The organism is Parafrankia sp. Ea1.12 (assembly GCF_900465275.1).
GTDB classification, from domain to species: domain Bacteria; phylum Actinomycetota; class Actinomycetes; order Frankiales; family Frankiaceae; genus Parafrankia; species Parafrankia soli.
Genome location: NZ_UBIZ01000209.1, coordinates 1 through 11481 on the forward strand (window position 1 = coordinate 1; position 11481 = coordinate 11481).

Annotated in this window: 6 protein-coding genes; 3 read left to right on the plus strand and 3 right to left on the minus strand. The window is 73.4% G+C overall.

What is annotated here, in order from left to right; translation table 11 throughout:
• Positions 1 to 353, plus strand: a 353-nt coding sequence (locus FMEAI12_RS07800) for a zinc ribbon domain-containing protein (protein ID WP_146776650.1), incomplete at its 5' end; no start/stop codon positions are given.
• A 35-nt stretch (positions 354 to 388) separates the two neighbouring features.
• Here FMEAI12_RS07800 and FMEAI12_RS07805 read toward each other — a convergent pair.
• The gene (locus FMEAI12_RS07805) at positions 389 to 1630 is read right to left on the minus strand and encodes an amidohydrolase family protein (RefSeq protein WP_112105504.1); all 1242 of its coding nucleotides are present in this window, start codon (positions 1628 to 1630) and stop codon (positions 389 to 391) included.
• Between the two features lie 230 nt (positions 1631 to 1860).
• Here FMEAI12_RS07805 and FMEAI12_RS07810 point away from each other — a divergent pair, with 230 nt between their 5' ends.
• Entirely contained in the window at positions 1861 to 3300 is a 1440-nt protein-coding gene (locus FMEAI12_RS07810) for a glutamine synthetase family protein (RefSeq protein WP_235013805.1), read from the plus strand.
• Between the two features lie 259 nt (positions 3301 to 3559).
• Complete coding sequence (locus FMEAI12_RS07815; protein WP_112105506.1) at positions 3560 to 6943, plus strand: pyruvate carboxylase; 3384 nt, start codon at positions 3560 to 3562, stop codon at positions 6941 to 6943.
• Between the two features lie 267 nt (positions 6944 to 7210).
• Here the strand turns inward: FMEAI12_RS07815 and FMEAI12_RS07820 are convergent, their stop codons facing one another.
• Both FMEAI12_RS07820 and FMEAI12_RS07825 read right to left on the minus strand, forming a co-directional pair.
• Positions 7211 to 8791, minus strand: a complete 1581-nt coding sequence (locus FMEAI12_RS07820) for a bifunctional glycosyltransferase family 2/GtrA family protein (RefSeq protein WP_235013804.1) — start codon at positions 8789 to 8791, stop codon at positions 7211 to 7213.
• 505 nt (positions 8792 to 9296) lie between these two features.
• The gene (locus tag FMEAI12_RS07825) at positions 9297 to 11471 is read right to left on the minus strand and encodes a glycosyltransferase family 39 protein (RefSeq protein WP_112105508.1); all 2175 of its coding nucleotides are present in this window, start codon (positions 11469 to 11471) and stop codon (positions 9297 to 9299) included.
• Positions 11472 to 11481 lie beyond the last annotated feature (10 nt).

Here is an 11481-nt window from a genome sequence, read left to right on the forward strand (position 1 = left end):
ACCAGCCGGGCCGCAATGTTCGCCAGAAAGCCGGACTGAACCGGGGCATCCTCGCCAACGGCTGGGGTCTGCTTGCCCGGCGGTTGGAACAGAAAGCACCCGGCCGGGTGGAGAAGATCCCGGCCGCTTACACCAGCCTGTGTTGCTCGTCCTGCGGGCATGTGGCGCCCGGGAACCGCGAGAGCCAAGCGGTGTTCCGGTGCGTCGCCTGCGGGCATACGGCCAACGCGGACGTGAACGCGGCATGCAACATCGCGGCTGGACGGGCCGTGACCGCGCGGGGAGGGGCGACGTCGGCCGCGCCCGCTAACCGCGAACCTCAACACTCCACACCTCCTCTGGTGGGTGTGTAGGAGTTGGAATCCCCCGCGTTCAGCGGGGGAGGACGTCAACAATCCTCAAGCGTAGCGGGAGCCGGCGCGGTGACCCGGGGACCGCTCGACCGGCCGGAGGAACGCGACGACGTGACGGCGGTCGTCTCGCGCCCCGGCTCCGAGAGGCGGTAGATGCGCCGGGCGTTGCCCGCTCCGATGAGCTCGGCGACGCGCCGGGCGTCGTCGTCGGTCCAGTCGCCGTCCGCGATGCCGTCGCCGAGCACGGTGGACAGGGCCTGCCGGAACAGCCGCGCGCCGAGCAGGTAGAGCTCGGCGAGCCCGAACGCGTCGGTGGAGAACAGGAACCTGCTGAACGGGGCGAGCTCGAGCGCCTCGGCCAGCAGCGCCGGGGCGCGGCGCCCGACGTTGTGCACGGCGAGCCCGACGTCCAGGTGGACGGTCGGGAAGACCTGGGCCAGGTACCCCGCCTCCCGGTGGTAGGGGTAGCAGTGCAGCAGCATCACCGGCACCCCGGTCGGCGCGAGGGCCCGCAGCAGGCCGGTGAGCAGCAGCGGGTTGCACCGGTGCAGGTCGAGCTCGGCGTCGCCGTACCCGACGTGGATCTGCACCGGCAGGCCGGCGTCCACGCCCGTCCAGATCAGGAACGCGTGCAGCACCGGGTCGGCGAGCCGGATGGGGACGCCGCGGCGGATCAGGCCGAGCCAGTCGCGGACGGCGGCCGCGACCTCCCGGTCGGTGGGGCGGGTCGCCGGCAGGTCGAGGCCGACCCGGTAGGCGGCGACCGACTTGAGGCCCACGGTCGTCGGGCTCGCGCCGGTCACCCGCTCGCGGACGGTGTCGGCGAAGTGGGTCACCCCGAGCTGGCCGGTGAGGATGTCGACCGCCAGCGCCTCGGCGAGGCGCTCCAGCCGCAGGATGTCGTGGCCCGTCCCGCCGCCGGCGGTGGCGAGCTCGGTCGCCGACGTCAGCGGCTCGGGCAGGTAGCCGGCGTCGACGCAGAACGCGCCGATGCCGGCGGCGCGCAGGAAGCGCCGGTTGACCTCCTCGACGCCGAGCTCCCGGCGCCGCGCGAGGTAGACGTCCGGCGCGGCGTGCCGGGGCAGGTCGAGGACGGGGGCGCACCAGCGGCGTACGGCGAACCCGATGTGGCTGTCGAAGAGGGTCGTCCCGGCCGGGCCCGGCTCGTCGGCCTCGGTGAGCATCCGCTCGAAGTCGGGGCGGTCGAGGTCGCGCAGAAGCAGCCCGTGACAGTGATGATCGACCAGGGAGAGGCTCTCCACGCACGGCAGCACCACATGATCGTGCCCGTTTCACTGCCCGCGCATGCCTGCTGACGGAGGTTAGTCGGCCACCGGCGTCCACCGTCAGTCACAGCCTGTGGATAACTTGTGGATTAATGCCCTCGGTCTGGGGACAACCGAACCGCGAAGCCAGCATGTCCGCTGTCTACCGGGGATTTCGGGTGTACCCGCCTGTGGACGGTGCCGGTGTGCGACCGGGCCTGTTCTCGAGGATCATGCTGGTCATGAACCACCACGCGGCTGAGTCGGTGGCGGCCGAACTGGCATCCCGGGACGTCGTGGCGGTCGCGCTCACGTGGGTGGACAACGCCGGCATCGCCCGGATGAAGGGCGTGCCGGTGAGCCGCCTGGCCCACGCGGTGACGCACGGCGTGGGCGCGTCACCGACCTTCGACGCGTTCCTTGTCGACGACTCCACGCTCGTCACCCGGTACGCCGGCGGACCGGTCGGTGACCTGCGCCTGCGCCCGGACCTCGGCCGGCTCACCCGCCTGCACGCACAGCCCGGCTGGGCCTGGGCGCCGGCCGACCGCTTCGACCTCGCCGGCCGGCCGCACGCGCAGGACTGCCGGGCCTTCGTCCGTGCGCAGACCGCGCGGCTGGCCCGGCGCGGGCTGCGCTGCCGCGCCGGGTTCGAGATCGAGTGGACGGTCTCCCCGGCCGGCCGGGACGACTTCGCCCCCGCCTGCTCCGGGCCCGCGTACGGGATGACCCGGGTGGTCGAGCTCTCCGACTACCTGCGGGATCTGGTCGTCGCCCTGACCAGCCAGGAGATCGCCGTCCTGCAGATCCATCCGGAGTACGCCGCCGGGCAGTTCGAGGTGTCGGTCGCGGCGGAGGACCCGCTCGGGGCCGCCGACACCGCCGTGCTGACCCGGGAGACGGTGCGGGCGGTGTCCCTGCGGCACGGGCTGCGGGTCTCGTTCTCGCCCAAGGTCCTCGCCGGCAGCGTGGGTAACGGCGGTCACCTCCACCTCAGCCTGCACCGCGACCGCGACCGCGACCGCGACGGGGACGGCGGCCGCGCCGGTGAGGTCCGTCGCTCCGGCACCGGCGGGACGAGTCTGATGTCCGGCGGGACGGGACCGTACGGCCTCACCGCGCCGGGCGAGGCGTTCGTCGCGGGCATCCTCGGACGGCTGCCCGCCCTGATGGCTCTCGGTGCCCCGAGTGTGGCCTCCTACCTGCGCCTCGTGCCGTCGCACTGGGCCGGGGCGTTCGCGTGCTGGGGCCTGGAGAACCGGGAGGCCGCGATCCGGCTGATCGTCGGGGCCGAGGGGGAGCCGGGGACGGCGAACGTCGAGGTCAAGTGCTTCGACCTGGCCGCGAACCCGTACCTGGCCGTCGGTGGAGTGCTGGCCGCCGGGCTCGCCGGCCTGGAGTGCCTCGATGATCCGCGCCGGGCGGGCGCCGCTGTCCTGCCGGAGCCGGTCGGGTGCGATCCGGCCAGCCTGGACGGCTCGGAGCTCGCCCGACGCGGGATCCGCCGGCTGCCGACCGGGCTCGGCGAGGCGGTCGCCGCCTTCGAGGCGGACGAGGTGCTGCGCGACGCCCTGGGCACCGAGCTGCACGCGACGCTCGTCGCGGTCCGCCGCGGCGAGATCGAGCTGTTCGCCGGAGCGGATCCGGCCGAGATCGCCGACCGGCTCCGCTGGCGTTACTGAGCCGACCCTCCGGTGTTTCCGGGCCGATCGGTCGGCGTCGGGCCGGGCGCGGCGACCGCGCCCGGCCGGTGACGCAGCGCGTGTGGACGGTTCCGTGCCTGACGGCGTGGTTGGGTACCACCGAGTCACAGGTAGGCAAACCCATGCCCTCGGGTGGCGTCACATGTCACGACCTTTGGCGCCCGGCGGGGAATCCGCCCAGAATTGGCGGACCTCGGTCTGTGTGAGACGTACCGCCGACGTTCGTGAGGAGCCGCGCGTGCGCAAGGTACTGGTGGCAAACCGCAGTGAGATCGCGGTTCGGGTGTTCCGGGCCGCGCACGAGCTCGGGTTGCGGACGGTGGCCGTCTACACCCCCGAGGATGTCTCCGCGCTGCACCGCACGAAGGCGTCCGAGGCCTACGAGCTGTGCGAGCCGGGTCATCCGGTGCGTGGCTACCTCGACATCGACGCGCTGTTGCGGGTCGCCAAGCAGGCGGACGCCGACACGCTGCACCCGGGTTACGGGTTCCTGTCGGAGTCGGCGGTGCTGGCGGAGGCATGCGCGGCGGCTGGCGTGACGTTCGTCGGCCCGCCGCCGGCTGTGCTGCGGCTGACGGGTGACAAGGTGGCGGCCCGTAACGCGGCGATCGCCGCGGGGCTGCCGGTGCTGCGGGCCTCGGAGCCGCTGCCGGACGGCGTCGGTGCGCAGGAGGCCGCGGCCGAGGTCGGGTTCCCGCTGTTCGTGAAGGCGTCGGCGGGTGGTGGCGGGCGCGGGCTGCGCCGGGTGCTGCGTCCGGAGGACCTCGCGGAGGCGGTGGCGAGTGCGTCGCGCGAGGCGGCGGCCGCGTTCGGGGACGGCACGGTCTTCCTGGAGCAGGCGGTGGAGCGGCCGCGTCATGTCGAGGTGCAGGTCTTCGCCGACAACTACGGGAACGTGATCCACCTGTTCGAGCGGGACTGCTCGGTGCAGCGCCGGCACCAGAAGGTCGTCGAGATCGCCCCGGCGCCGGCGCTGGACGAGTCGACCCGGGACGCACTGTGTGATGCCGCGGTGCGCTTCGCCCGTCACGTCGGCTATGTGAACGCCGGGACGGTGGAGTTCCTCGTCGGGGCCGACGGCGCGTTCACGTTCATGGAGATGAACCCGCGCATCCAGGTCGAGCACACGGTGACCGAGGAGGTCACCGGTGTCGACATCGTCGCCGCGCAGCTGCGGGTCGCCGCCGGGGAGAGCCTGACCGACCTGAACCTCACCCAGGACGCGATCGCGCTGCGGGGCACCGCGATCCAGTGCCGGGTGACGACCGAGGATCCCTCGGACGGCTTCCGCCCCGACACCGGGACGATCACCTTCTACCAGTCGCCGGGCGGGCCCGGGGTCCGCCTCGACGGCGCCACCTACCCGGGGGCGGAGGTCAGCCCGTACTTCGACTCGCTGCTGGTGAAGCTGACCGCGCGTGGTTCGACGCTGGAGAAGGCGTCCCGGCGCGCCCGGCGGGCGCTGGGCGAGTTCCGGGTCCGCGGCGTGCGCACCAACATCGAGTTCCTCGGCCGGCTGCTCGAAGACCCCGACTTCCTGGCCGGCGGGGTCACGACCTCGTTCATCGACGAGCGCCCCGGCCTGGTGAACGCCCTCGACGACGGGGACGCGACGAGCCGCATGCTGGCCCGGCTGGCGGAGAGCACGGTGAACGGGCACGCCCGTCCGGCGGGGGTCGCCCTGACGGAGCCGCGCACGCTGCTCCCGCCGCTGCACCCGACCGACACCCCGGCGGCCGGGTCGCGTCAGCTCCTGACCGAGCTGGGGCCGGCCGGGTGGGCGGCGGACCTGCGGGGGCGGACCGCGCTGGCGGTCACCGACACCACGCTGCGTGACGCGCACCAGTCGCTGCTGGCGACCCGGCTGCGCAGCTTCGACATCCTGGCCGCCGCGCCCGCGCTCGCCGAGCTCACCCCGAACCTGCTGAGCCTGGAGTGCTGGGGTGGGGCCACCTACGACGTCGCGTTGCGCTTCCTCGCCGAGGACCCGTGGGAGCGCCTGACGGCGGTGCGGGCGGCGGTGCCGAACATCTGCCTGCAGATGCTGCTGCGCGGGCGCAACGCCGTCGGCTACACCCCCTACCCGGACGACGTCGTGCGCGCGTTCGTCGCCGAGGCGGCGGCCGCCGGGCTCGACATCTTCCGGATCTTCGACGCGCTCAACGACATCGAGCAGATGCGCCCGGCGATCGCCGCCGTGCTGGAGACGAACGCCGTCGCCGAGGGCACCCTGTGCTACACCGGCGACCTGACCGACCCCGGCGAGCGGATCTACACCCTCGACTACTACCTGCGCCTGGCCGACCAGCTCGTCCAGGCCGGCGTGCACGTGTTGGCGATCAAGGACATGGCCGGGCTGCTGCGCCCGGCCGCCGCCCACGCGCTGGTCGCCGCGCTGCGGGAGCGCTTCGACGTACCCGTCCACCTGCACACCCACGACACCGCCGGTGGTCAGCTCGCCACCCTGATCGCGGCCAACGAGGCCGGGGTGGACGCCGTCGACGCGGCGGCCGCGCCGATGTCCGGCGGCACCAGCCAGCCGAACCTCTCCGCCCTGGTCGCCGCCACCGACCACACCCCGCGGGCCACCGGCATCCGGCTCGGCGCGCTGTCGGCGATGGAGTCGTACTGGGAGGCCGTGCGCGATCTCTACTCGCCGTTCGAGGCCGGGCTGCGCGCGCCGACCGGGGCGGTGTACCGGCACGAGATCCCCGGCGGGCAGCTCACCAACCTGCGCCAGCAGGCCATCAGCCTCGGCCTCGGCGACCGCTGGGCCCAGGTCACCGAGTGCTACGCGATCGCGAACGACCTGCTCGGCAAGCCGATCAAGGTCACCCCGACCAGCAAGGTCGTCGGTGACCTGGCGCTGTTCATCGCCGGCGGCTCGGTGGACGTCGACCGGCTGCGTGAGCATCCCGAGGAGTACGACCTGCCCGCCAGCGTCCTGGGCTACCTGGCCGGCGAACTCGGCACACCCCCGGCCGGCTTCGCCGAGCCGTTCCGGGAGCGGGCGCTGGCCGGCCGCCGTCCCGAGCCGCCCGCGGCCACCCTCGCCGCCGAGGACGCCGCCGCGCTGGCCGAGCCCGGCGCCGGCCGGCGGGCGGCGCTGTCCCGGCTGCTGTTCCCCGGCCCGTGGAAGGACTACCGCAAGGCCGTCGCCACCTACGGCGACTCCTCGGTGATCCCCACCGAGGCGTTCCTGTTCGGCCTGGTCCCCGGCCGCCCGGCGAGCGTCATGCTCGAACCCGGAGTCGAGATCATCGTGACGCTGGAGACGGTGGGCGAGCCGGACAGCGCCGGCATGCGCACCCTCTACCTGCGGGTCAACGGCCAGCCCCGCCCGGTTCGGGTCCGCGACAACTCGATCAAGGCGACGGCCACCGCGGCCCGGCGCGCCGACCCGTCCGACCCGACCCACGTCGGCGCCGGCCTGCCCGGGATCGTCACCTTCGCCGTCGCGGCCGGCGACGAGATCGAGAAGGGCCAGAAACTCGCCGTGGTCGAGGCCATGAAGATGGAGGCCGCGGTCACCAGCCCGGCCGCCGGGAAGATCGCCGAACTCGTCCGCTCCAGCGGCGAATCGGTCGAGGTCGGCGACCTTCTCCTGATCCTGCGCCCCTGACGGCACGTTGCCCGCCGCACTACCCCGTAGCTAGTCGATCTTCATAGGCTAGGGGCTTATCCTCAGGCCGAGGCTGTGATCTTGAAAGCTTAGGAGTTTTCCTGCGACGCGCACCGAGGCCAGGCCCTGGCCGCCGAACCTCGGTGCGCCGGCCCGAGACGGGCGTCGCACCGGAACCTTCCACGCCTACCACCCCGACCCGCTGATTTCGAGCTCCTGATCACCGCCGAGCGGGGGTTGGCCAGCATCCGGTGGGACACCCGCGCCTCAGAGCTGGTGCGCGCCGTGCCCGGAGCGGCCCGAGCGGCTCGGGCCGTCGTCCGCTGACCGGGTCGCCCCACCGGCCGGGCGGCGCAGCCGGGACGGGTGGAACACCCAGGCGCGCATCAGCAGGAACCGGACCACCGTCGACGCCAGGTTCGCCAGCACGAGCACGCTGACCTCCGGGAACCGCCCCGGGGAGTCGCTCGCCGCGTGCAGCGCGGCCAGCGAGCCGCTGGTCAGGAGCAGCCCGATGGCGAAGACGAACAGCCCCTGCAGGTGATGGCGGCCGGCGTCGCCGCGGCCGGTGACCCCGAAGGTGAGCCGGCGGTTGGCGGCCGTGTTCGCGACCGCCGTCACCAGCAGCGCGATCAGGTTCGCGGCCTGGGCCCCGGTCGCGGTGCGCAGCAGCACGAACAGCACCAGGTAGGCCAGTGTGCTGGCGATCCCCACCCCGGCGAACCGCAGCAGCTGCCCGGTCAGCCCGGCGGGCACTCCGATCACCGTCGCCCGGTTGCCGGCCGCTCCGGACGCTGCCGCTCCGGTCGCCGCTGTTCCGGGAGCCGCTGTTCCGGGAGCTCCGGCTCCGGGAGCTGCTTCGGGGGCTCCGCCTGCGGCCACTCCGCCTCCGCTCGTGGTCGTTCCGGGCCCGGTCGTTTCGAACCGGGCCGGCTGGTCCGTGTCCGTGTCCGTGTCCGTGCCCGTGCTGGGCGTCCAGGTCAAGGGAGCGCGCCCGAACTCGTGCCGCAGCTGCGCGACGGGCAGCGCACCCGTCCCGAGGGCCCGGGCGAGCCGGGCGACGCCCTTCAGATCCGCCATCGCGGTCGCGAGGACGTCCACCCGGCTGTCGGGATCGTCGACCCAGTCCACCGGGACCTCGTGGATGCGCAGGCCGCACCGCTCGGCGATGACCAGCATCTCCGTGTCGAAGAACCATCCGGTGTCCTGGACCAGCGGCAGCAGGCTCGTGGCGACGTCTGCGCGGATGGCCTTGAAACCGCACTGGGCGTCGGTGAACCGGGCGGCGAGGGTGCCGCGCAGCAGCAGGTTGTAGCAGCGCGAGATCACCTCCCGCTTCGGGCCGCGCACGACCCGGGACGACCGTGAGAGCCGGGTCCCGATCGCGAGGTCGGAATGCCCCGAGATCAGCGGGGCGACCAGGGGGAGCAGCGCGGCCAGGTCCGTCGATAGATCGACGTCCATGTAGGCCAGGACGGGTGCGGCGGAGGCGCCCCAGGCGGTACGCAGCGCCCGGCCGCGTCCCTTCGCCTCGAGGTGGATCACCGAGACCTCGGGCAGCTCGCCCGCCAGCGTGCGGGCGATCACCAGTGTCGTGTCGGTGCTGGCGTTGTCGGCGACCGTGATCCGGAACGGATACGGAAAGGCCCCCCGCAGGTGGGCGTGCAGCCGGCGCACGCAGGGAGCCAGGTCGTTCTCCTCGTTGTAGACCGGGACGACCACGTCGAGCACGGGCTGGCCGGCCGGGAGCAGTCCGGCCCGCGGCCTGGGCACCAGGTCGGTCCGTTCCGCCGTCACCGCGTGGGAGCTGGTCACCCTGCCGCCGCTGGTCCTGGCATCCGTCGTCATGTTGTTCACGGTCCGCCCAGGGCCTGTGCCCGGCGTGTGCCATCCCTGTGCCCCCGCTGTGAGACCAGCCCCCCGGGCTGGGCCGGGTTGGGCTGGGCGTCTCGGTGCGCCGGCCGTCGGCGGGCCTCGGTTTGGCGGTGGAGGCCCCGGGTCCGTTTTGGTGCTCGGCTACTCGCCGTTTCAGGGGGCATTCCCGGCGAAATTCGCTCTGAAAGGGCGAGCGAGATGCGAAACGGCGAGCAGGCCACCCCGATGTGCGGGGTTTTTGTCCGATAGGTGACGGTCTGACCTCGTCGTGGTGGTGCGGGCTGTGGCTCCGCTGCTCGTGAGCGCGGGACCGCCCCGACACCTGGCTTGCTGTTCGTGAGGGCGGGACCGCCCCGACACGCTGGCTGGAGTGGGCCCCGCTCCCCGCCCCCCGTCTCCCTGGACCGGGCGCAACGATGTGTGGCGGGTGGGTGAGTCCATGGACTCACCCACCCGCCACGGTTGTGTCGAGTCGGGGTCAGGCTGTGGTGGTGCCGCTTGGGGTGGTGGTTGTGGTGGTGGTTGGGGTGGTCAGGTTGTAGAGGGTTGTGCCGTCGACGGTGGTGGCGGTGAAGTTCGCCGCGACCCAGGCCGCGATGTCACTGGACGCCTGGCTTCCGCCGTTCTGCCCGCCGAAGCCGCCGCCGCCGATGAAGTAGTGGATGCGGCCGTCCGCCACGTACTGCTTGAACTGCTCGAGGGTGGGGGAGGGGTCGCTGCCGTTGAAGCCACCGATCGCCATCACCGGATCGCCACTGGCGAGCTGGTAGCCGGCGGCGTTGTTCGACCCGACGGACGCCGCCACCCAGGTGTAGGACGAGGCGTCCGCCTCCAGCAGCGCGAGGACCTCCTCGCTGGGGTTACCGGCGCTGAGCAGGCCGCCCATGCCACCGCCGGGGCCGCCCTGCGTGCCGCCGGGAGCAGTGCCGCCCTGAGTAGTGCCGCCGGGGGCGGCGCCGCCCTGAGTAGTGCCGCCGGGGGCGGCGCCGCCCTGAGTAGTGCCTCCGGGGGCGGCGCCGCCCTGAGTAGTGCCTCCGGGGGCCGTCCCTCCGGGGGCCGTGCCGCCCGGAGCTGTACCTCCCGGAGCAGTGCCGCCGCCGGGGACCTGCGTCGTCCCCTGCTGGGCCCCGCCGTTGCCGCCGCCCGGTCCGCCGAACAACTGCCGTCCGCCACCGCCCGGTCCGCCGAAGCCCGAGCCTGCCGGGCCCGCGGACGGGATGGAACCGGTGTGCGGGGTGGCCGCGGTCGCGATCGAGTAGCCGAGCGGCCCGAGCAGCGCCGAGACCAGCGCGGCCGCGACGACCACCAGCCGGGCCGCCCGCGGCAGCCGCGAGAGCACGATGAGCAGCAGTGCCGCCGCGAAACCGACGATCAGCACGACCCAGCGCATCCACGGGTTCCAGTCGGGTGTGCGGTCGAGCAGGACGTAGGACCACAGCGCGGTCAGCACCAGGATCCCGGCCATGGTGGCCGCGGCGATCGGGTGCTCACGGCGGCGCCACAGGGTCGCGGCTCCCATACCGACCACGGCGCCGACCGCGGGGGCGAGCGCGACCGTGTAGTAGGCGTGGAAGATGCCCTGCATCTGGCTGAACACGATGCCGGTGACCAGCAGCCAGCCGCCCCAGACCGCGAGCGCGGCCCGTCCGGGATCGGTGCGGGGTGCGCGCCGGGTGATCCACAGGCCCGCCACCAGCAGGGCGAGCGCGGTCGGCAACAGCCAGGAGATCTGCGCGCCGACCTCGGAGCCGAACATCCGGCCCCAGCCGGTCGTGCCCCACATGGTGCGGGCGCCGCCACCGCCGCCGCCGCCGACGCTGCCGGACTCGTTGCCGGTCAGCCGGCCCAGGCCGTTGTAGCCGAGAGTCAGCTCCAGGATGCTGTTGTGCTGCGACCCGCCGATGTACGGGCGGGCCGAGTCGGGGACGAGCTCGACGATCGCGATGAAGATCCCGGACGGGACGATCAGTCCGAGCGTGCCCGCTCCGACCTGCCACAGCCGCCGGGTGAACCGCGTCGGTGCGGTGACGAGGTAGACGAGGGCCAGCACCGGGACGATCAGCAGCGCCTGCAGCATCTTCGTCAGAAAGCCGAAGCTGACGAACACCCCGGCCCAGACCAGCCAGCGGGTGCCCGCGGTCTCGACGGCGCGCAGCGTCGCGTACGCCGCGGCGACCAGCAGCAGGACGAGCAGGGCGTCCGGGTTGTTGAACCGGAACATCAGCGTCGCGACCGGGGTGATCGCGAGGACGGCCCCGGCGAGCAGCGCCGCGCCGGCCGGGAAGGCCCGGCGCACCGCGGCGTAGAGCAGGCCGACCGTGGCGACGCCCATCAGCGCCTGCGGGACGAGGATGCTCCAGGCGTTCACCCCGAAGACGCGCGCGGAGAGCGCCATCACCCAGATCGAGGCCGGGGGCTTGTCGACGGTGATGGAGTTCCCGGCGTCCGAGGAGGCGTAGAACATCGCCTTCCAGCTCACCGAGCCGGCCTGGACCGACGCCGAGTAGAAGGCGTTCGCCCAGCCGGAGGCGCCCAGGCCCCACAGGTAGAGCACGGCCGTCGCCGCGAGCAGCCCGAGCAGCGCGGGCCGCACCCACCGCGGATCGTCGGGACGTCCGCGCGCGAACCGGCCGATCCGTCCGTCGCCGGGCAGCCGGGCCGGC

Bases quoted from the DNA above. Each gene is read 5' to 3' on its own strand.
- FMEAI12_RS07810 (WP_235013805.1), top strand. From the start codon at position 1,861: ATGAACCACCACGCGGCTGAGTCGGTGGCGGCCGAACTGGCATCCCGG.
- FMEAI12_RS07820 (WP_235013804.1), bottom strand. From the start codon at position 8,791: ATGACGACGGATGCCAGGACCAGCGGCGGCAGGGTGACCAGCTCCCAC.